22 protein-coding genes are annotated in these 20,360 nt (G+C 64.1%); 9 read left to right on the top strand and 13 right to left on the bottom strand.

Annotated elements, in window-relative coordinates:
* From NUH88_RS10790 to rsmI, 3 genes are read right to left on the bottom strand one after another with little or no spacing between them, the layout of a single operon-like run.
* The gene (locus NUH88_RS10790) at window positions 1-591 is read right to left on the bottom strand and encodes a BON domain-containing protein (protein ID WP_257772087.1); all 591 of its coding nucleotides are present in this window, start codon (window positions 589-591) and stop codon (window positions 1-3) included.
* A gap of 10 nt (window positions 592-601) precedes the next feature.
* The gene (locus NUH88_RS10785) at window positions 602-997 is read right to left on the bottom strand and encodes a YraN family protein (protein ID WP_257772085.1); all 396 of its coding nucleotides are present in this window, start codon (window positions 995-997) and stop codon (window positions 602-604) included.
* Complete coding sequence (gene rsmI / locus NUH88_RS10780) at window positions 994-1,872, bottom strand: 16S rRNA (cytidine(1402)-2'-O)-methyltransferase (protein WP_257772083.1); 879 nt, start codon at window positions 1,870-1,872, stop codon at window positions 994-996. The genes NUH88_RS10785 and rsmI overlap by 4 nt, the downstream gene beginning before the upstream one ends.
* A gap of 170 nt (window positions 1,873-2,042) precedes the next feature.
* Between rsmI and NUH88_RS10775 the strand changes: the two genes are divergently transcribed.
* Window positions 2,043-3,449: a penicillin-binding protein activator gene (locus NUH88_RS10775; RefSeq protein ID WP_257772081.1), complete on the top strand. Its 1,407-nt coding sequence runs from the start codon at window positions 2,043-2,045 to the stop codon at window positions 3,447-3,449.
* Here the strand turns inward: NUH88_RS10775 and hemW are convergent.
* The 3 genes from hemW to rph are packed head-to-tail and all read right to left on the bottom strand — an operon-like array spanning window position 3,446 to window position 6,014.
* Window positions 3,446-4,642, bottom strand: coding sequence for a radical SAM family heme chaperone HemW (gene hemW, locus NUH88_RS10770; protein WP_257772079.1), 1,197 nt, complete (start codon window positions 4,640-4,642; stop codon window positions 3,446-3,448). The two genes, NUH88_RS10775 and hemW, sit on opposite strands and share 4 nt — an antisense overlap.
* A gap of 7 nt (window positions 4,643-4,649) precedes the next feature.
* The gene (rdgB, locus tag NUH88_RS10765) at window positions 4,650-5,285 is read right to left on the bottom strand and encodes an RdgB/HAM1 family non-canonical purine NTP pyrophosphatase (protein WP_257772077.1); all 636 of its coding nucleotides are present in this window, start codon (window positions 5,283-5,285) and stop codon (window positions 4,650-4,652) included.
* A 3-nt stretch (window positions 5,286-5,288) separates the two neighbouring features.
* Entirely contained in the window at window positions 5,289-6,014 is a 726-nt protein-coding gene (rph, locus tag NUH88_RS10760; protein ID WP_257772075.1) for a ribonuclease PH, read from the bottom strand.
* Between the two features lie 204 nt (window positions 6,015-6,218).
* Here rph and hrcA point away from each other — a divergent pair, with 204 nt between their 5' ends.
* Both hrcA and grpE read left to right on the top strand, forming a co-directional pair.
* Complete coding sequence (gene hrcA / locus NUH88_RS10755; protein ID WP_372743567.1) at window positions 6,219-7,262, top strand: heat-inducible transcriptional repressor HrcA; 1,044 nt, start codon at window positions 6,219-6,221, stop codon at window positions 7,260-7,262.
* Window positions 7,263-7,396: 134 nt separating this feature from the next.
* Window positions 7,397-8,038, top strand: a complete 642-nt coding sequence (grpE, locus tag NUH88_RS10750; RefSeq protein WP_257772071.1) for a nucleotide exchange factor GrpE — start codon at window positions 7,397-7,399, stop codon at window positions 8,036-8,038.
* A gap of 11 nt (window positions 8,039-8,049) precedes the next feature.
* On the opposite strand, the gene NUH88_RS10745 is transcribed toward grpE, so the two are convergent.
* Window positions 8,050-8,940, bottom strand: coding sequence for a DUF1848 domain-containing protein (locus tag NUH88_RS10745; protein ID WP_257772069.1), 891 nt, complete (start codon window positions 8,938-8,940; stop codon window positions 8,050-8,052).
* Between the two features lie 179 nt (window positions 8,941-9,119).
* Between NUH88_RS10745 and dnaK the strand changes: the two genes are divergently transcribed.
* Both dnaK and dnaJ read left to right on the top strand, forming a co-directional pair.
* The gene (gene dnaK, locus NUH88_RS10740) at window positions 9,120-11,072 is read left to right on the top strand and encodes a molecular chaperone DnaK (protein WP_257772067.1); all 1,953 of its coding nucleotides are present in this window, start codon (window positions 9,120-9,122) and stop codon (window positions 11,070-11,072) included.
* A gap of 125 nt (window positions 11,073-11,197) precedes the next feature.
* Window positions 11,198-12,325 (top strand): molecular chaperone DnaJ, encoded by a 1,128-nt coding sequence (gene dnaJ, locus NUH88_RS10735; protein ID WP_257772066.1) that lies wholly within the window; start codon window positions 11,198-11,200, stop codon window positions 12,323-12,325.
* A 140-nt stretch (window positions 12,326-12,465) separates the two neighbouring features.
* Here the strand turns inward: dnaJ and NUH88_RS10730 are convergent, their stop codons facing one another.
* The gene (locus NUH88_RS10730) at window positions 12,466-13,005 is read right to left on the bottom strand and encodes a PadR family transcriptional regulator (protein WP_257772065.1); all 540 of its coding nucleotides are present in this window, start codon (window positions 13,003-13,005) and stop codon (window positions 12,466-12,468) included.
* Window positions 13,006-13,160: 155 nt separating this feature from the next.
* On the opposite strand from NUH88_RS10730, the gene dapB reads away from it, so the two are divergent.
* Window positions 13,161-13,958 carry a 4-hydroxy-tetrahydrodipicolinate reductase gene (gene dapB / locus NUH88_RS10725; protein ID WP_257772188.1) on the top strand — a complete coding sequence of 266 codons (798 nt, stop codon included), beginning with the start codon at window positions 13,161-13,163 and terminating at the stop codon, window positions 13,956-13,958.
* A gap of 16 nt (window positions 13,959-13,974) precedes the next feature.
* Here the strand turns inward: dapB and NUH88_RS10720 are convergent, their stop codons facing one another.
* Complete coding sequence (locus tag NUH88_RS10720) at window positions 13,975-14,472, bottom strand: DUF2244 domain-containing protein (RefSeq protein WP_257772063.1); 498 nt, start codon at window positions 14,470-14,472, stop codon at window positions 13,975-13,977.
* Between the two features lie 128 nt (window positions 14,473-14,600).
* Between NUH88_RS10720 and nth the strand changes: the two genes are divergently transcribed.
* The gene (nth, locus tag NUH88_RS10715) at window positions 14,601-15,242 is read left to right on the top strand and encodes an endonuclease III (RefSeq protein ID WP_257772186.1); all 642 of its coding nucleotides are present in this window, start codon (window positions 14,601-14,603) and stop codon (window positions 15,240-15,242) included.
* A gap of 23 nt (window positions 15,243-15,265) precedes the next feature.
* Here nth and NUH88_RS10710 read toward each other — a convergent pair whose 3' ends face one another.
* From NUH88_RS10710 to NUH88_RS10700, 3 genes are all read right to left on the bottom strand, one after another.
* The gene (locus NUH88_RS10710; protein WP_257772061.1) at window positions 15,266-15,730 is read right to left on the bottom strand and encodes a hypothetical protein; all 465 of its coding nucleotides are present in this window, start codon (window positions 15,728-15,730) and stop codon (window positions 15,266-15,268) included.
* A 10-nt stretch (window positions 15,731-15,740) separates the two neighbouring features.
* Window positions 15,741-16,199: a bactofilin family protein gene (locus NUH88_RS10705; RefSeq protein ID WP_257772059.1), complete on the bottom strand. Its 459-nt coding sequence runs from the start codon at window positions 16,197-16,199 to the stop codon at window positions 15,741-15,743.
* Between the two features lie 230 nt (window positions 16,200-16,429).
* The gene (locus NUH88_RS10700) at window positions 16,430-17,098 is read right to left on the bottom strand and encodes an EI24 domain-containing protein (RefSeq protein WP_257772057.1); all 669 of its coding nucleotides are present in this window, start codon (window positions 17,096-17,098) and stop codon (window positions 16,430-16,432) included.
* A 227-nt stretch (window positions 17,099-17,325) separates the two neighbouring features.
* Between NUH88_RS10700 and NUH88_RS10695 the strand changes: the two genes are divergently transcribed.
* Together NUH88_RS10695 and NUH88_RS10690 are read left to right on the top strand one after the other, a co-directional pair.
* Window positions 17,326-18,318 carry an adenosine kinase gene (locus tag NUH88_RS10695; RefSeq protein ID WP_257772055.1) on the top strand — a complete coding sequence of 331 codons (993 nt, stop codon included), beginning with the start codon at window positions 17,326-17,328 and terminating at the stop codon, window positions 18,316-18,318.
* Window positions 18,311-19,627, top strand: a complete 1,317-nt coding sequence (locus NUH88_RS10690; protein WP_257772053.1) for an AmpG family muropeptide MFS transporter — start codon at window positions 18,311-18,313, stop codon at window positions 19,625-19,627. The genes NUH88_RS10695 and NUH88_RS10690 overlap by 8 nt, the downstream gene beginning before the upstream one ends.
* On the opposite strand, the gene phoB is transcribed toward NUH88_RS10690, so the two are convergent.
* Window positions 19,628-20,326 carry a phosphate regulon transcriptional regulator PhoB gene (phoB, locus tag NUH88_RS10685; RefSeq protein ID WP_372743566.1) on the bottom strand — a complete coding sequence of 233 codons (699 nt, stop codon included), beginning with the start codon at window positions 20,324-20,326 and terminating at the stop codon, window positions 19,628-19,630.
* Window positions 20,327-20,360: the final 34 nt, after the last annotated feature.

The raw sequence follows: 20,360 nt of genomic DNA, 5'->3' as shown, positions 1-20,360 counted from the left end.
TCAGGAGGCGCCCTTGACCCTGACGTAGCTCACGACGTTGCGCACATAGTCGAGATTTCGGGCATGGTTGATGACCAGCTGCAGTTCGGCATTGCTCTGGGCGATGCCGAAGAGATAGACCGTGCCGTTGACCGTATCGACATCGTAATTGATTGAGCTGATGCCGCTGTCGAACAGCATCTGGGTTTCCAGCTGGGTCTCGATCCAGGTGTCGCGGGCTTTATCCACGATGTCGGAATTGTCGACCACCTGGATCTCGTTGATCACTTCGCGGATGCCGTCGGCCTTCCAGGCGAGCCGGGCCGCTTCGATCCGGTCTTCCGGCCTCGGCACCGAACCTGTCAGCAGCACGCGTCCGTCCTCGACCGAGAGACCGACCGCGGAAAACAGGTCCACGTTCTTTTGAAAGAGATAGTGATTGATCTCGGTCTTGATCGCGATGTCGCGCGCTGTGCCTTCGAGGCCGCGCTCGGACTGGCTGGCGGTCGCTGCGGTGGCGCCGGCGCCGACGGCGACTCCGACCGGCGTGCAGCCACCGGCGGCGAGCGGGAGAAGGAACAGAGGCAGAAGAAGGAGAGCGGCTCTCGGCATGCTGGTTACTCTATATATTGTGGTCGGCGATCCAGACATTCTGAATATGGCGGGGAACGCGCCAGTGTGCCACTGCGAATAGGTCAAATCTGAGACGGTGCTGCGCGAGATGTGCATTTCCCCGCTGGACCCAGAGCGCCGCCCGCTGCAGCCGCCGCCATTGCACATTCGTAACAGCCTCCCGCGCCGCTCGCTCCGTCGGCCGGGCCTTCACCTCGACGATGGCGAGGGTGCGGCCGCGTTCCGCAAGGATGTCGATCTCGCCGACCTTTGTGCGCAGCCGGCTGGCCAGAATGCGGTATCCCTTCAGCCGCAGGATGAAACGGCAGAGCGCCTCGGCGAGGATCCCGAAGCGCTGCGCCCTGCGCCGCGCGACGGCTTCGCCACTGACGCCGCGGGGCCTCATCCCGGCTCCTTCAGACGCAGCGCACGCTCGTAGATTTCCTTGCGCGGCACTCCGGTCTTCGCAGCGATTTCCTTGGCCGCGTCCTTGAGGCTGACCCGGCCGAGGGCGTCCGAGAGCATGCCGTCGAGCGTCTCGGCGCTCGGCCGTTCCTCCGCTTCCGGCGGCCCGAAAAGCAGCACGGCCTCGCCTTTCGGCGGCTCCGTTTCCGCATAGTGACGGGCCAGCATGTCCGTCCGGCCGCGCGTTACATCCTCGAAACGTTTCGTCAGTTCACGCGCCACGGCCATGTCCCTCGAACCGAGGATCTCGGCGGCGTCGGCGAGAGATTCCGCCAATCGGCGTGGGGCCTCGAAGAATATAAGGGTGGCCCGCAACCGCGCCACCTCCTCCAGCACCCGGCGGCGCTCGCCTTTCTTCGTCGGCAGGAAGCCGCCGAAAAAGAACCTGTCCGTCGGCAGGCCGGAAATAGACAGCGCGACCACCGGCGCGGCCGGTCCCGGAACCGAGGTGACCGGCGTGCCTTGTGCAGCCGCTTCGCGAACCAGTTTGTAACCGGGATCGGAGATGGTGGGCGTACCGGCATCCGTTACCAGCGCGATGCTCTTGCCCTCCGCGAGCATCCGGAGCAGCTCGGGACGGCTTTTTTCCGCATTGTGATCCTGATAGGCGAGCAGGCGGGTCCTGATCGCGAAACGCTGCAACAGGCGGCCGGTCAGTCTCGTGTCCTCGCAGGCGACGATATCGGCGGCGGCCAGGGTTTCCAGCGCGCGGCGCGAGATATCGCCGAGATTGCCGATCGGTGTGGCGACCAGAACGAGACCGTCGATGTGAATCTTTTCCGGCTCCTGCGCCATCTCCACAGGGACCGAAGTCACATTGGTGCCATCTTGCGGCGGTTTACTCTCGTCCGCGCCTTGATTAGCCTTTGGCGCCGACGAGCGGGAGGAGGTCTGAGGTGCGCGCGTTTTCATACCGTACCGGAAACCCACGGAGCGATGTTCTGGGCAATAGTCGAGTTATGGGAGGAAGCGACGGCTTTCTCCAAGTGCTTTTCACGCCCGGTCGCCGGATCGCGCTCCTGCCGGCGCTGCTGATCGTGCTGGTGCTGGCAGGTTGCCAGACACCCGGATTGCCGGGATTGCAGCGTGAGCCGGTCAGCCCGCCCCGGCAGAGCAGCCAGTCTGCGCCGTCTCCGGCGGGACCCGAGAGCTTGCCGCCGGACCAGTCCCTGCAATCCGGCCCGGGAGCCATTGCGGATACAGAACTTTCCTTCGAGCGGCCGGAACCGGAACCTCCGCTGATCCAGGAGCCGGGCGCGCCGGCGGGGATCGCCCTGCTGCTTCCCTTGAGCGGCCAGCGGGCCTCGGTCGGCCAGGCCATGCTCGACGCGGCGCAGATGGCACTCTTCGATATTGCCGGCGAAGACTACAACCTGATGGTCTACGACACACAAGGCACGCCGAACGGCGCCGAGGACGCGGCGCGCCTCGCGGTCGCCGACGGTGCGCGGTTGATCCTCGGCCCGCTCTATGGCCGTTCGGCGGAGGCGGTCCGTCCGATTGTCGCGGAAGCGGGGATCAATGCCGTTGCTTTCTCCAACGATCGCAGCGTGGCCGGTCCGCCCGTCTATCTGATGGGACTGATGCCGGCACAGCAGATCGAGCGCGTCATTCGCTACGCCGTCGGAAAGGGCTACCGGCGGATCGGATTGCTGCTGCCCCATGGCGGGTACGGCGATCTTGTGCTGGAGAGCGCGCGGTCGGCCGCTTTTGCCTCGGGCGCGGAAATAACGCGGATCGCCTATTACGACTCGCTCGCGAGCGATTTTACTGAAACGGCGCGCGCCTTTGCGGAATATGACAGCCGGCGTGAATCCCTCAAGGTGCAGAAGGATGAGCTTGCGGGGCGCACGGACGAGATTTCCCGGCAGACCCTCGCCCGGCTGGAGACCATGGATACGCTCGGAGACCCGCCTTACGACGCGGTTCTAATCCCTGAGGGTGGCAATGTGCTGCGTTCGATCGCGCCGCTGCTCGCATTCTACGATGTCGACACGCGCCGGGTGAAACTGCTCGGCACGGCGCAATGGGAGGATCCGAGCCTCGGCACTGAGCCGAGCCTGGTCGGGGGATGGTTTTCCGCCCCGCCGGCGCTCTACCGGGAGAATTTCGCGCTGCGCTACGAGGCGGCGTTCGGCCGTCAGCCGTCCGGGCTTGCTGCCCTCGCCTACGATTCCATCGCGCTTTCGGTGTCCCTGCAACGGGGTGAAGCGGGCGCGGATTTCGGTGGCTCAGCGCTGACTGCGGAAAGCGGTTTCGTCGCTCTCAACGGCCTCTTCCGCTTCGCTGCCGACGGCAGCAACCAGCGCGGTCTCGCGATCTTCGAGATCAAGGACCGGGCGCTCGAACAAATAGATTCGGCGCCGGAACGGTTTGACGATCTGACGAACTAGTCGATTTCAGGCAAACGCGCGCTCAGTGCGGCGATCACCGCGTTGAGACGCTGCCGGCCCTCGAGGGTCGCGGCGAGCCGGTCCGACACAGGCTCGATATAACCGGCGGCCTCTAGATCCTGCAGCAGGGGGCGGCCGAACAGGGCCTCGATCTCTGTCCCGGCTTCCGCCTCCAGGCGCTCGCGCTCGATCCCCTCGGAGAGCCGGAGCCCCATCATCAGCATTTCCGTAAGCCTTCCGGCCCGTCCGACCGGCTCCTGTTCGGCGATGCCGTGCCCGTTCCTGTCGACCCGGTCGAGCCAGATCGCGGGCGCACGGACGGTCTGGATCGCATGGGTGACGGTTCCGCCCGCCGGTCCGCGGCGGCGGAGCCGGGAATGGGCGCCGGGGCCGATGCCCGCATAATCATGATAGCGCCAATAAACCAGATTATGCCGGCATTCCGCGCCGGTGCGCGCGTGGTTCGAAACCTCGTAGGCGGGCATGCCCGCCGCTTCGAGCACTTCCTGGGTGGTCTCGTAGAGTTCCGCTTGCCGCGTGTCTTTCGGCAAGGCGATCTCGCCCCTTGCATGCCGGGCGAAGAAAGGGGTCTCCGGCTCGATGGTGAGCTGGTAGAGCGAAATGTGATCGGCCGCCAGTGCGAGCGCCTCTTTGAGCTCGGCGCGCCAGGCCGCGACGGTCTGCTTCGGGCGGGAATAGATCAGGTCGAAGGACATGCGCTCGAAGTTCTCGCGGGCGATCGCGATCGCGCCGAGCGCCTGCTCCGCGTCGTGGGCGCGGCCGAGAAAGTCGAGATCCCGGTCGTTCAGCGCCTGGATGCCGAGGGAAACGCGGTTGACTCCCGCTTGGCGGAAGCCGGCGAATTTCTCCGCCTCGACGGAAGTCGGGTTGGCCTCAAGCGAGATCTCGACCCGGTTGGTCCAGGGCCAGAGCCGGCGGACTTCGTCGATCACTTCTGCCACGGTCTCGGGTTCCATCAGCGATGGCGTGCCGCCGCCGAAAAAGATGCTCGAGACCGTCCGGTCAGGCGTCAGCTCCCTGAAATGGGCGAGTTCCCGTTTCAGTGCGGCGCGCCAGCGCGCATGGTCGATCCGGGAGGAGACATGGCTGTTGAAGTCGCAATAGGGGCATTTGGACAAACAGAAGGGCCAGTGGACATAGACCCCGAACGGCTCCGCCGCGGCGCTGTCCATCTGGACCCTAGCCGGCCTTGGCGGAACGGCGGTCCAGGCCGACCAGTTCGAGCAGCTTCTCGAAAGCGATGGCCCGGTGACTGACGGAATGTTTCCAATCCGAATCGACCTCGCCGAAGGTCCGGTCATGGCCTTCGGGCACGAACATCGGATCGTAGCCGAAGCCGTTTTCGCCGCGCGGCGGCCAGACCAGATCGCCGTGGACACGGCCCTCGACGGATTCGGTGTGCCCGTCCGGCCAGCAGATCGTCAGCGCGCAGACGAAGGCGGCGGAGCGGTCCGGATTGCCGGCGGCCGCCTTCTCGCGGAGCGCATCCTCGACCTTGCGCATCGCGAGGGAGAAATCCTTTCCCGGCCCGGCCCAGCGTGCCGAATAGATCCCGGGATCGCCGTCCAGCGCGGTGACGCTGAGACCTGAATCGTCGGCAAGGCACGGAAGGCCCGATCCTTCGGCCGCGGCGCGCGCCTTCAGTTCCGCATTCTCGATATAGGTGGTGCCGGTCTCTTCCGGTTCCGGAAGGTCGAGTTCTCCCGCGGAGACCACCTCGATGCCGAGCGGCCCGACCAGATCGCGGATTTCACGGACCTTGCCCTGATTGTGGCTGGCGATGACCAGCTTTTTCTCCGTGAAGGCGCGGCCCATGGATCAGCCTCCGATCGCTGTCTTCTGCAGGTCGACCAGTTCCGCGATGCCGGCCCGTGCGAGCTTGAGCATCTCGAAGAACGGTTCGTCTCCGAAAGGATCCTCCTCCGCCGTGGCCTGGATCTCGACGATCCCGGCGCGGCCGGTCAGCACGAAATTCGCGTCCGCCTCGGCGCTCGAATCCTCGGCATAATCGAGATCCAGTACCGGCGTGCCCTTGTAAATGCCGCAGGAAACGGCGGCGACATGGTCGATCAGCGGGACCGACGGCAGGGTGCCGAGCTGGACCAGTTTCTGGAATGCGAGATGGAGGGCGACGAAAGAACCGGTGATGGAGGCGGTCCGGGTGCCGCCGTCGGCTTGCAGCACGTCGCAATCGACCTTGATCTGCCGTTCGCCCATCGCCTTCAGGTCCGTCACGGCGCGCAGGGAGCGTCCGATCAGGCGCTGGATTTCCTGGGTGCGGCCGCTCTGCTTGCCGCGTGCGGCTTCGCGGTCGGTCCGCGTGTGGGTCGAACGCGGTAGCATGCCGTATTCCGCGGTTACCCAGCCGCTGCCGGAATTGCGCAGGAACGGCGGTACGCGGTCCTCGATCGAGGCGGTGCAGAGCACGTGGGTATCGCCGAATCTGGCGAGGCAGGATCCCTCGGCATATTTGGCGAAACCCGGCTCGAGACTGACGTCGCGCATCTTGTCGGCATTGCGGCCCGAGGGGCGGTCGGCGGCCATGGAGGTCTCCTTTTCGAATGACCGCGAGTGTCCGCACCGTGCGGAAAGTGTCCGGTCATTTGCATCTCTCTGTGAAATCGCGCGCAACCTACTATCGGCGATCCGGTGCGTCCATCGCTTTGCCGGAGGCGGAGGCTTGAGCTTCGGCATCGTGGCGGATTGACGCTGCGACGGGTGCTGCCTAAATTTTTCCTCATGGAACATATGTTAGGCATCGGGGCGCTGAACGCCCGTTCGCGGGAAATCCTGCAGCAGATTGTCGACACTTATGTGGAAACCGGGGAGCCGATCGGCTCCCGCACCATTTCCAGACGTCTCGGCGAGGTGCTGTCCCCTGCCACCATCCGCAACGTGATGGCGGATCTCGAGGAGGCGGGGCTGCTCTACGCCCCGCATACTTCGGCCGGGCGGCTGCCGACCGAGCGCGGTTTGCGGATCGTGGTAGACGGCCTTCTCGAGATCGGCGGGGACCTTTCCGAGGACGAGCGGGTCAAGATCGACTCCCTGCTCGGGGCGAGCGGCCGCGGCTATGACGAGGTGCTCGACGAGGCGACGCGCGCGCTGGCCGGATTGTCCGCTTGCGCGGGTCTCGTGATCTCTCCAAAATCCGAGCCCTCGCTGCGCCATATCGAATTCGTCCCGCTCGCCGCCGGTCGGGCGCTTGTCGTGCTGGTGAACGAGCTCGGTCTGGTGGAAAACCGGGTCATCGAACTGCCCGTTGATCTGCCAGCCTCGGCTTTGGTCCAGGCGACCAATTTCCTCAATACCCGCTTTCACGGCGCTTCCCTCGATCAGGCGCTGCGGGACATCAAGGCGGAGATCGATCAGCGCAAGATCGAGCTGGACGGGCTGACCGCCCGTGTGGTCGAGGACGGGCTCGCGCTGCTTTCCGGCGGCCCGGACGACGGGTCGCTCATTGTCCGCGGCCAGTCGCGGTTGCTGGAGGATGTCACCGCGGTCGAGGATCTGGAGCGGATCCGGCTGCTGTTCGACCAGCTGGAGCAGAAGCAGGGAATGCTCAAGCTTCTGCAGGCCACGGGCGATGCCGACGGCGTCCAAATCTTCATCGGGGCCGAGAACCAGCTCTTCGAGCATACCGGCTGCTCGATGATCCTTTCGCCCTATCGCGATACAAAGAAGCGGGTGGTCGGCGCGATCGGGGTGATCGGCCCAACGCGCATGAACTATGCCCGTATCATTCCCATGGTCGACTACACGGCTCGACTGATCGGTCGCGTCATCGGTTGACCAGACGGGCGTTGATCCGTGCGCCGAGGCGCGCTAAAGCAGGCGCTCCGGGCCCGGAATGATTGATTTCCCGTTCCGGCCGCCCACATTTGGGCCTGACTTTCAGGATCTGTAGACGGGAAAGAGCCAGACCGATGGCCGATGAAGACAAGAAAAACGAGCAACAAGCCAACCAGGACGCGTCGGGCGACGAGCCGCTTGTCAATCCGGACGACGGCATTCTCGACATGGACGCGCTGATGGGCGAGGCCGCCAACCGGGACGCCGAGGACGACGCCGACGAAGGCGGGGCCGAGGATGAAGCGCAGCAGCTCCGGGAGCAGCTGATGCGGACGCTTGCCGAGCTCGATAACACGCGTAAGCGCGCGGAGCGGGACATTGCCCAGGCGCGCAAGTTCGCGATCACGGATTTCGCGCGCGATCTGCTGAGCGCTTCGGACAATCTCCGCCGGGCGCTGGAATCCGCGCCGGAAGACCGGGACGAGCTGGACATCACGCTGAAGAACCTCGTTATCGGCATCGAGATGACCGAGAAGGAAATGCTCGGCGTCTTCGAGAAGCACGGCATCCGCAAGATCGAGCCGCTCGGAGAGAAGTTCGACTACAACCTGCACCAGGCGATGTTCGAGGTGCCGGACGCGAAGAGCGAGCCGGGCACGGTCGTCCAGGTTATGCAGCCGGGTTACGTCCTGCAGGATCGTCTGCTGCGCGCCGCGATGGTGGGTGTTTCCAAGAGCCCGGAAGAGAAGCAGGACAGCGTCGACACGACGGCCTGAGCGCTTTCGGATCAGACGGCCGGGTCGAGGGGCAGGAGCGCCTCGCCTGCCGGATCGTGGCGCTTCAGGGCGGTCTTTGCCCGCTCCCGCCGCTCCACCGCATAGCAATAGACACATCCGTGCGGACAGCTGTCATAGCTGCCGATATCCCGGGATTCCGCACAGAGGCAGCCGGGCCGGTTCCCTTTCTGCCGCGCTTTGAATGGCCGGCCGGCAATGTCGGCGAGTCGCTCGGCGTCGATGCAGCGGGCGGGCTCCAGGGCGCCGCCGAGCAAGTCGGTCTGGCAGCAGAGCGTCGGCTTCAGGCCAGCATCGGCCGCGATCGCGCCGAGTTCTGCGAGCAAGGCGGCTTTTTCCTCCGGGCCCGGATCCCGCCAGGTGAAGCCGCTGTGCCGCGCGCTTTCCTCGGTGTTGCGCCGGCTCTTGCGATAGATGTGCGCCGCCGAGAACGTTGCTTCGTCGACGCATCCGCGGAGCGCCTTCGTCAGCCCGGCAACCTGTTCGCGGTGAAAATCGGGCGGCGTCAGACTGGACCAGAAGACCGGATCGTAGCGCCAGACGACAGCGCGCGGGCCAAACCGTTGCGAGAGAGCAACGATATCGCCGATCGCGGCCTTGAGCGGCGGCACGCTCTGCTCCAGCGCTTTTGGATAGCCGGTCACCGTATACTGGATCACGAAGGGGATGCCGGCTGCCGCCAGGGCATCGAAGATACCGTGTGCCGGCCGGGCATTGCGGGTCCAGAATACATACCCGTCCACGTCCTCGGGCCGGAGGCTCACCCGCGAGGGTTTGCCGCCATAAGGATTGCGCACGACCGCAGAGCCGGCGGCAATTCGCGCCTGCAGCCAGTCGCTATAGAAGGCCGGAATGTCGGTGCGATAGCTGGCGGAAATGATCATTGCGGCGCCGATTCCCGAAAAATGAGCGTTTTTGCGGCTCCTGAGCAGCGGAATCCTATTCCACTTGGTTGCAGCGCGGCCACACCAAGCCTATATAGCGGATGGCTTGAACGAACCAATCGGGAACGGGGACGGCGCTTCGAGGAGGCCGTCGGCGTTTGCTGAAAGACGAGGAAAACATGAGCAAAGTTATCGGTATCGACCTGGGAACGACCAATTCCTGTATCGCGTTCATGGACGGCAAGGACGCGAAAGTGATTGAGAACGCCGAGGGCGCGCGCACGACGCCGTCGATGGTGGCTTTCGCCGAAAGCGGCGAACGGCTCGTCGGCCAGGCCGCGAAGCGCCAGGCGGTTACGAACCCGGAAAACACCCTTTTCGCGATCAAGCGCCTGATCGGCCGCCGCTTCGACGACAAGGCCTCCAAGCGCTTCAACGATCTTGTCCCTTATAAGGTCGTCGCCGGCGAGAACGGCGATGCGTGGGTCGAGGCGCGGGGTGAGAAATACAGCCCGAGTCAGGTGTCCAGCTTCACCCTGCGCAAGCTGAAGGAAGACGCGGAAGCCTATCTCGGCGACACGGTCGACCAGGCGGTGATCACCGTCCCGGCTTACTTCAACGACGCCCAGCGCCAGGCGACCAAGGATGCCGGTAAGATCGCGGGCCTTGAAGTGCTGCGCATTATCAACGAGCCGACCGCGGCCGCGCTGGCCTACGGCCTCGACAAGAAGAACACCGGTACCATCGCGGTCTATGACCTCGGCGGCGGTACCTTCGACGTCTCGATTCTGGAGATCGGCGACGGCGTGTTCGAGGTGAAATCCACCAACGGCGACACCTTCCTCGGCGGTGAGGATTTCGACCAGCGCGTCATCGATTATCTCGCGGACGAGTTCAAGAAAGAGAACACCATCGATCTGCGCCAGGACAAGCTTGCCCTGCAGCGTCTGAAGGAAGCCGGCGAGAAGGCCAAGATCGAGCTCTCCAGCTCGATGCAGACCGAAGTGAACCTTCCCTTCATCACCGCGGACCAGTCCGGTCCGAAGCACCTCAACATCAAGCTGACCCGGGCCAAACTCGAGGCGCTGGTGGACGATCTGGTGCAGCGGACGGTCGATCCGTGCAAGGCAGCGCTCAAGGATGCGGGCGTCAGTGCCGGCGAGATCGACGAAGTTATCCTGGTCGGTGGCATGACGCGGATGCCGAAAATCGCCGAAACGGTGAAGGACTTCTTCGGCCGTGAGCCGCATCGCGGCGTGAACCCGGACGAGGTCGTGGCGCTCGGCGCGGCGATCCAGGCCGGCGTGCTGAAGGGCGACGTCAAGGATGTCCTGCTGCTCGACGTGACCCCGCTGTCGCTCGGCATCGAGACCCTGGGCGGTGTCTTCACCCGCCTGATCGACCGGAACACGACGATCCCGACGAAGAAGAGTCAGACCTTCTCCACCGCCGAGGACAACCAGACGGCGGTGACCATCCGGGTGTTCCAGGGCGAACGCGAGATGGCGGCGGACAACAAGATCCTCGGCCAGTTCGATCTGGTCGGTATCCCGGGCGCACCGCGCGGCGTGCCGCAGATCGAGGTCACCTTCGACATCGATGCCAACGGCATCGTCAATGTTTCGGCCAAGGACAAGGCGACCGGCAAGGAGCAGCAGATTCGCATCCAGGCCTCCGGCGGTCTCTCCGACGACGATATCGAGCGGATGGTCCAGGAAGCGGAAGCCAACTCCGAAAGCGACAAGGCCCGGCGCGAGCTGGTGGAAACCAAGAACCAGGCCGATGCCGCGATCCACGGCACCGAGAAGATGCTGGCCGACCACGGGGACAAGATCTCCGAGGAGGACCGGCGCGAGATCGACGAGCACATGACCGCCCTGCGCACCGCGATGGAAGGCGAGGACGGCGCTGAGATCAAGGCCAAGATGGAAGCGCTCCAGCAGGCCTCGATGAAGCTCGGCGAAGCGATGTACAAGGCGCAGCAGGATGCTGCCGGCGGCGAAGCCGGCCCGGACATGGGCGGCGATGCGGGCGGCTCCGGCGGCGGCGAGGGCAGCGCGTCCAGCGACGACGTGGTCGACGCGGATTTCGAGGAAGTCGACGATCAGAACCGCGACAACAAGTCCGCCTGATCCCAACGGTTCGGGCGGAGGGGCCGATGACCATTCGGTTCCCTTCGCCCGGTTCCGATCCGGAAAGGCAGGCGGCTCATAACATTGCCGGACTGCCGACACCGTTGCGGGGACGATGACGCGCTATGGCAAAAAGAGACTATTACGAAGTTCTGGGGGTCCAGCGCGGCGCTTCGGACGCGGAAATGAAATCCGCCTATCGCAAGCTCGCGATGCAGTATCACCCGGACCGCAATCCAGACAATCCCGAAGCCGAAGCCAAGTTCAAGGAACTGAACGAGGCCTATGACGTCCTGAAGGATGAGCAGAAGCGTGCGGCCTATGACCGTTTCGGCCATGATGCTTTCGAGGGCGGCATGGGCGGCGGTGGCGGCGCCGGTTTCGGCGGTGCGGGCTTCGGCGGTTTCGCCGATATCTTCGACGAGATGTTCGGCGACTTCATGGGCGGACGGCGCGGCGCAAGCCGGCGCGGTTCCGACCTGCGCTACAATATGGCGATCACGCTTGAAGAGGCCTTCAAGGGCAAACAGGCCGAGATCCACATACCGAGTTCCGTCCAGTGCGAGGAATGCAACGGCTCAGGCGCCGAAAAGGGGTCCGAGCCGGTCACCTGCACGACCTGCCAGGGGCACGGCAAGGTCCGGGCCCAGCAGGGCTTTTTCACGATCGAACGCACCTGTCCCCATTGCGGCGGCAACGGCACGCGGATCGAGAAGCCGTGCAAGAATTGCGGCGGGACCGGCCGGACCCAGAAGGAAAAGACGCTGTCGGTCAATATTCCGGCCGGCGTCGAGGACGGCACGCGGATCCGGCTCAGCGGCGAGGGCGAAGCAGGCCCGCGCGGCACCCCGCCGGGCGATCTCTATCTCTTTCTCACGATCGCGGAACATCCGATCTTCAAGCGGGACGGGGCCGACATCTATTGCCGCGTCCCGTTGCCGATGACGACGGCGGCGCTCGGCGGCCAGATCGAGGTGCCGACCATCGAGGGCGGCCGTGCCCGTATCAACGTTACCTCCGGCACCCAGAGCGGCAAGCAGTTCCGCCTCAAGGGCAAGGGCATGTCGGTTCTGCGCAGCCCGGCCCGCGGCGACCAGTATGTGGAAGTCGCGGTCGAGACCCCGGTGAACCTCACCAAGAAGCAACGCGAGCTGCTCGAGGAATTCGCCGGCGAGCAGAATGAGAAGACCAGTCCGCAATCGGCCGGATTTTTCGATCGGGTGAAGGAACTCTGGGACGACTTGCGGGAGTGACGGCTCTTTCCGTCTTATCCTGAACCGACGACGCCGGCCCTTAGGCCGGCGTTTTTTGTGCTGAACCCGGTAGCACAACGATAGCGACAGGGATCTCGCGGACCATGGAGAAGCCGGAGCATACTACCGGTATGCCTCTATTAACTTATTGATTTTCTTGATTCTATATCAATCGCCGTTACGATGGCACGACCCTCGTGACGCAGGAACTCCAGAGCGGCGCGGCGTACTGCCAATGCGTATCGTACCGTGAAGCGCTCGGTATTGGACATGTCCCGCAGCGGTAAGGCCAGCAGCGACCGGATCTCCTGGTTCAGGACGCCGACACGCTCCTCCAGCAGTCGCTCGACCTCGTCCGGTCCGGCGAGATCGGCGAAATTCACGGCGGCGAGGAAATCGGACTTCAGCCGTTCCCCGGAACCGGACATTTCGACCTGCCGCCGGAGTTCATCGCGTCCGAGATCGGTGATTTCGAAGTTTCGCTGTTCCAGAGACTGTGTCGGGGCTCCGACCTCGATCACCGCGCCGCGGGCTTTCAGTTTTGCGAGCGCAGGGTAGAGCGCACCAGTGCTGACCGACTGGAAGTGCGCGAAATCGGTGTTGATGCGGCGCCGGATCTGGTAGCCGTTCGCCGGACCTTTCACAAGTGCGCCAAGGATAATATGACTGATTTCAAACATATTCTCAGCTCGATATATCATACAGAGACCGGAAAATCGAGACCTCGTGGAAGGAATTTCCCGCGCTCGCCCTTGCGGTCTCGACAGGCCCGGAAAAGCGGGCTACGCCTGTATCTCGACCGCTGGAAGGCTGGGGAGGGCCCGCGATGGGCAATGTGAAGATCGGAATCATGGGCGTCGCCGGAATTATGGGCCGGATGATTGCCAAACAGGTCCACCAGACCGCAAACGCAGCCCTCGCGGGCGGTACTGTTTTGCCAGGTAGTGCGGAAGAAGGTATTGAAATCGCGAAACTTTGTGGGTTCGATGCCGAGAGTCCAACAACCGTTTCCGACGCCGCTACGGTGTTCGCCGCAGCCGACGTGGTGATCGATTTCACCTCGCCCGCGGCGACCGTCGCCCATGCCGGCCTTGCCGCGGAGAGCGGGACCGCTTTCGTGGTCGGCACCACGGGGCTGACGGCAGAGGACGAAGCCCGCCTCGCGGAGGCGGCAAAGTCGATCCCTCTGGTCTATGCGCCGAACATGAGCCTTGGCGTCAATCTGCTGTTCGATCTGGTGAAGAAGGTTTCGGCTGCACTGGATGAAAGTTTCGATATCGAAATAGTCGAGATGCATCACCGCCGTAAAGTCGATGCCCCCTCCGGCACCGCGCTGGGTCTCGGCAAGGCGGCGGCGGAGGGGCGCGGGGTCACGCTGGAGGAAAAGGGCGTGCTCTCCCGGGAAGGCGTGACCGGACCCAGGGAAGACGGGCAGATCGGCTTCGCGACGTTGCGCGGCGGCGACGTGGTGGGCGATCACACGGTGATTTTCGCTGGCCCGAACGAGCGGATCGAGCTTACCCACAAGGCGGCGAGCCGTGAGATTTTCGCCGCGGGCGCGGTCAAGGCTTCGCTCTGGGCCGCTGGCCGCAAGCCGGGTCTCTATGCGATGCCGGACGTTTTGGGGCTTTAGACGGAAGAAAGGCCCGTCAGGCCGGCCGCAACGCGGCGAGGGCTGATCGCAGATTGTCCGCGAGGTCCGTCTTCTCGGGCGGGGAGAGGAAAGCGCCGATCTCCAGGGTCTGTCCGTGACTGCGGAGAATGAGCCGGTTCGCGCCGCTGCGCTCCTCCTCCACCAGAACATTCAGCCAATAGGGCTGAAGATTTTTCTGCAGCACCCGCCGGCCGCGCACGAAGCGCTCGACCGAGAGCCGCTCCCGGGTCAGGTGCAGGGTTTCGTAGCGCCGTGCATCCCGGTAGCTGAGCCGGAAGGCGATATAGATCAGCAGGACATCGAGCCCGAGGAAGCCGACCACCGGCCAGGCGCCGGCGATCCAGAACACGATCCCGATTGCGGTGCTGCAGGCTGCGATCGCGAGCATCAGTATCAGGAACCCAGTGGGGGAGAGGCTCCGGTGCGGATAGAGCACCGCGTCGAAGAGCGGCTCTTCTTCCCTGTCCCTTACTGAATTTCCAGACTGGCTCACTCTGTCGCGTCCGGCTCTGTTGCATGGCGATTTCCGAAGGCTTTAACCTGTGGCCGCCGCGCACCAAAGGCAATAGACAAGAAAGCGCGGCGGTTTGCCGAGGAGAGTGCTGGCACATGGCCAAACGAATGACCAACGCGGCGGTAGATGCCTTTTTCCAGCGGCTGAGCGACCGCGATCCGGAGCCGGTGGGGGAGCTGGACTACGTCAATCCCTATACCCTCCTGGTGGCCGTGGTTCTGTCGGCGCAGGCGACCGATGTCGGGGTGAACAAGGCGACGGGTCCGCTTTTCAAGGTTGCCGACACGCCGGAGAAGATGGTCGCGCTCGGGCTCGAGAAGGTGCGGGACTACATCAAGACCATCGGCCTCTTCAATTCGAAGGCGAAAAACGTCATCGCTCTCTCCGAGATCCTGATCCGCGAGCATGAGAGCCGGGTTCCGGAGGACCGCGAGACGCTGGAGCAACTTCCCGGCGTCGGACGCAAGACCGCCAATGTCGTGCTCAACATCGCCTTCGGACAGCCGACCATTGCGGTCGACACCCATCTCTTCCGGGTTTCGAACCGAACCGGCATGGCGCCGGGCAAGACCCCGCTCGCGGTCGAGAAGGCGCTGGAGAAGCGGATCCCGGAGAAGTGGTTGCTCCATGCCCATCACTGGCTGATCCTGCATGGCCGCTATATCTGCAAGGCGCGCAAGCCCGCTTGCCCGGTCTGTCCGGTCAGCGATCTCTGCAATTTCAAGGACAAGACGGTCGAGCCGGCCTAGGGCTTGCCCACGGTCCGGGCGGGTCAGCTCTGCGCGGCGCGTGAGATGCCCTGACGGAGCAGTGTCACGAAGCATTCGTCGCGCGCCACATCGGTGTCCCTGCGCGCACGGAACTCGTAGTAAGTGACCGCATAGCCCCGGTCGAGCTCGTAGAGAAACAGGTCGAGCACGCAGGCTTCCGTCCGGTATTGCCAGACTTCCGCCGACATGTCCCGGCGAATGAAGGACGGTTCGCCGAGAATGACGGAAAGATCCGCCTGATGCAGGTCGAGCAGCCGGCTCGGATCGCGTTCCGCCTGGCTGAAGCGTTTCGGCTTCTCCGGCGCGACCGGTTCATTCCGCCTGGCCGTTTCGGCCGGCTCGGCAGCCGCCGGCGCGGGGCTCACCGCGGCCGTCTGTTCGGCCCGGCCCGTTTCGGAGGCTTTCTGCACTTCGCCGCCGCAGCCATATAGCGCGGCGGCAATCAGGATGGTCGGAACGAAACGCACGGGAACCTCATCACTCCGCGGCTGCGGGTCCCGAGCTGTCGCTTTCCTTGAAAACCGAGATGTCGCCCTCGATCCTGCCGCCGAGCTCGACTTCGAGCCTGCCGAAGCGGACCGACCCTGTCACATGGCCGGTGCTGCGGACGGTGAGTGTGTCGCGCACCGTCAGGGTGCCTTCGAATTTTCCGCCGATGACGGCTTCATCGATGATCACCTTGCCCTTGAAGCGGCCGGATTCGGTCACCTCCAGATGGCGGCTGTTTTCCAGCGTCGCATCGACATTGCCCTCGACGACGAGAGAGTCGCAGGCGGTGATTTCGCCGGTCAGCGAGATCTCCGGACCGACGGTCAGTTTCTTGGCTTCGCCGCCGCGCGGCGCTGCGGCCCGCCGGCTTTGCGCGCCAGGCAGATCGAGGGTCCTGCGCGGGATTTCCGGGACGAAACCGGATGAGGAAGGTTTGCTCGGCTGCATGATGGACTCCCCGTCCGGCTTGTCTGCTTTGACCCCTGTGAAGGACGGCGCCGCCGGTTCCAAGCGGTCCTCCGCGCGAGGCATAGCTGCGTTCGCGCCGGGATTGGTTGCTCCGCTGCTGCCGGTCGTAGCCTCGGAGCCGGATTTTTTACGCCGAAACATCTGATCGTCAACTCATATGTTTTTGCAGGAATTTCAGGTCATCGACCTTAATACTCAATGGTTTATTATCATTTCTTCATGTCGTTCCGCAAGTATTCGAAACGATGGAGCATAAAAGCGGTCGCAATAACCGGTCCGGCAAGGTTGAGGATCGGGATGGTCATGATCGCCGCGATCAATACGCCGCTGATGAAGACGGCGCCGGATTTGCGTTTTCGGAGTGCTTTCGCCTCCGCCGGTTCCATCCGCCGCATCGCCACCATCTCGAAGAATTCTCGGCCGAGCAGATAGCCGTTTGCCCCATAGAAGATGACGATATTGAGCCCCGGTACGAGGAGATAGACGGGCAGCAACAAAATGTTGACGGCAACGGTGATCGCGAGGAAGCGCAGGCCCTCAAGGATGGCCTCGCTCAGCGGTTGCGGCCGTGCCGGGCCAAGCGTCGGGTAATGTTTGGCTTCGACCGCGCCGGAGACGGAGTCGAGGAACAGGCTCGATATCGCGTTTGACGCACCGGGGAAAAAAACAAGGCCTAGGATGACGACGATCAGGCTCGCGACCCAGGCCGCGAGTTCGTCGAGCCAGCCGCCGAAAAAGGCGAAGAAGTCGAGCACGAACCAGACCGCCGCGCCTAACAGAAAGATGGTCGCGAGCGAGCCGATGACGCTGAGGATTATGGGATTGCGCAAGCGTGGATCGGATAGCTGGCCGAGAGTGGCCGTCAGGGCTGAAAACATCGATCCTCTCTTCTCTTCTGTCCGAACCGCGACGGAATAGATGGGGTTGCGTGCGCGGGGACCAAGCATTTCGTGCCTCTAAGAGCACAGTGCCCTGGTGAGTACAAGGCTTCTCGGGTGAAGCGTCTTCCAATGCCATCGTCGCTCCAGTACCTTGTCGGCCGAATTCAGGCGGACGGAAGTTCCGCGATCCAGTCCCTCACCCTGCTTTCGGGAGCCGCCCGCGCATGTCAGCCAAGTCCCTCGACGTTACCTGCATCGGAAACGCCATTGTCGACGTCATCACTCGTGCCGATGACGCGTTTCTTACAGAGAACGGCATCGAGAAAGGCGCAATGAACCTGATCGACGCGGATCGCGCGGAGACGCTCTACGGCAAGATGGGCCCCGGGATCGAGATGTCCGGCGGATCGGCAGGGAACACCGCCGCCGGGATCGCAGCCCTGGGCGGCGCCACCGCCTATATCGGCAAGGTCCATGACGACACGCTCGGCAAGGTCTTCCGGCACGACATCACGGCGATGGGCGTCAGCTTCGAGACCCCGCCGACCCTCGACGGTCCGCCGACCGCGCGCAGCCTCATCCTGGTGACGCCGGACGCGCAGCGCAGCATGAACACCTTCCTCGGCGCCTGCGTGCAGCTCGGCCCGCAGGATATCGACAAGGACAGGATCGCCGCCAGCAAGGTGGTCTATCTCGAAGGCTACCTGTTCGATCCGCCGGAAGCGAAGAAAGCCTTTGTCGAGGCCGCGAAGCAGACCCATGCGAGCGGCGGCAAGGTCTCTCTGACCCTCTCGGACCCGTTCTGCGTCGACCGGCACCGCGACGCCTTCATGGAACTGGTCGACCACCATATCGACATCCTGTTCGCCAACGAGCAGGAGCTGCTGTCGCTCTACCAGACCGAGGATTTCGACGATGCGCTGCAGAAGCTGCGCTGGAGCTGCGAGTCCGCCGGCGTGACGCGCGGTCCCAAGGGTTCCCTTGTGCTGCACAAGGACGAGGTTCATGTGATCGATGCGGATCCGGTGGAACAGGTAGTCGATACCACGGGCGCCGGCGATCTCTACGCGGCGGGCTTCCTCTACGGTTATACCCAGGATATGGCGCCGGCCGACTGGGGCCGGGCCGGCAGCGTCGCCGCCGCCGAGGTGATCTCGCATTACGGCGCCCGTCCCGAGGCCGACCTGAAAGAGCTTCTGGCGGCGCGGCTTGGCTGACGCGGCGGCCGGCTTGCGCGGCTGGCTGGCGGAGACGGCCGCTCTCTATCTGAAGCGGCGCGTCCTCGTCGTGCTCCTGCTCGGTTTTTCCAGCGGCCTGCCGCTGCTCCTGTCGTTCTCGACGCTGAGCGCCTGGATGCGGGAGTCTGGCGTCGATCTGACAACCATCGCCGTCTTTGCACTCGTCGGCACGCCGTTCACATTGAAGTTCCTCTGGGCGCCGCTGATGGACCGTCTCGCGGTGCCCGTGCTCGGCCGGATGCTGGGGCGCCGGCGGGCCTGGCTGCTGGTGACCCAGCTCGCCCTGATGACGGCGATCGTCCTGATGGGCGCGACCGATCCGGTGGCGACCCCGTGGCTGATGGCCTTCTTCGCCGTCATCGTGAGCTTTTGCGCGGCCAGCCAAGACATCGTGGTCGACGCATTCCGGATCGAATCCCTTAGAGAAGACGAGCAGGGCGCGGGCGCGGCGGCCTACACTCTCGGATACCGGGTCGGCATGCTGGCGGCCGGTGCGGGCGCGCTCGTCGTCGCGGACCAGGCCGGCTGGTTCCTCGCCTATCTTTCGATGGCGGCACTCGTCCTGATCGGCGTCTTCAGCGCACTCGCAAGCCCGGAGCCGGGGGACAGTCCGGCGACGGACCAGCCGCCTCAGACGCCCTACGAGTGGCTGCTGAGCGCCGTTTACGAGCCGTTCGCGGAGTTTCTGACCCGGCGCGGTGCGGTCCTGATTCTCGCCTTCATTCTGCTCTATAAGCTCGGCGATGCCTTTCTCGGCACGCTGACCAACCCGTTCTATATCGATCTCGGCTTCAGCAAGACCGAGATCGCCCAGGTGACGAAACTGTTCGGACTGGTGGCGCTGCTTGTCGGGTTGTTCGCCGGAGGGGCGCTGGTCAAGCGTCTTGGTCTGCTGAAAGCCCTGCTTGTCTCCGGCGTATTGCAGGCGCTTTCAAATCTGATCTTCGTCGCACAGGCTCTGGCCGGACACGATATCTGGATGCTGACGGCGACCATCGGGGTGGAGAATTTCACCGGCGGCATGGGGACCGCGGCCTTCGTCGCCTATCTCTCGAGCCTGACCAATGTCGCCTTTACCGCGACCCAGTACGCGCTGCTCTCGTCCTTCATGGCCTTCGGCCGTACGGTGCTCAGTTCCGGCGGCGGGTGGATCACCGATCATATCGGCTGGATCGGTTTCTTCCTGGCCTCGACGGCGATCGCGGTGCCGGGACTGATCCTGCTTCTGGTGCTGATGCGGATGTTCCCGCCGGAGCGCTCCGGCGGGGTGGTGCGGGCCGAAGCCTGATCAGGCCGGCGCGGTCGGCCGGTCGAGCGCGTAGCCCGCGGACCGCACGGTGCGGATCAGATCCGATTCCGTGTCGATATTGATCGCCTTGCGCAGTCGGCGGATATGCACATCCACGGTGCGCGGCTCGACATAGATATCCGGTCCCCAGACCCGGTCGAGCAACTGCTCGCGGGAGAACACCCGGCCCGGATGCTCGAGGAAATAGCGCAGCAGGCGGAACTCGGTCGGGCCGAGATGGATCTCGCGGCTGTTCCGGCGCACCTTGTGGGCGGCCAGATCCATTTCCAGATCCTCGAACTGCAGTGTCTCCGCGTCGCTCGCCGGACGGGTCCGGCGCAGCACGGCACGGATCCGGGCGATCAGCTCGCTCGGGCTGAAAGGCTTGGTGATGTAATCGTCGGCACCGGCATTGAGTCCGCGGATCCGGTCTCCCTCGTCGCCGCGCGCCGTCAGCATGATCACCGGAACGCCTTTGGTTTCCGGCGTCCGCCGCAGCCGGCGGCAGACTTCGACGCCGGAGAGCAGGGGAAGCATCCAGTCGAGCAGGATCAGGTCCGGGCCCTTTTCCATTGCCAGCAGGATGGCTTCCTCGCCGTCGCCGGCTTCCAGGACCTCGAAACCTTCGCGTTCCAGATTGTAGCGCAGCAGCGTGACGATCGGGGCTTCGTCCTCTACCACGAGGATTTTGGGGTTCATCATGTTCATCGGATTACCACTCTCGATTCTACCG

The sequence above is a fragment of the Nisaea acidiphila genome, from assembly GCF_024662015.1.
Lineage (GTDB): Bacteria > Pseudomonadota > Alphaproteobacteria > Thalassobaculales > Thalassobaculaceae > Nisaea > Nisaea acidiphila.
The sequence above is the reverse complement of the archived record's forward strand: the minus strand, read 5'-3'. Positions and strand labels throughout refer to the sequence as shown.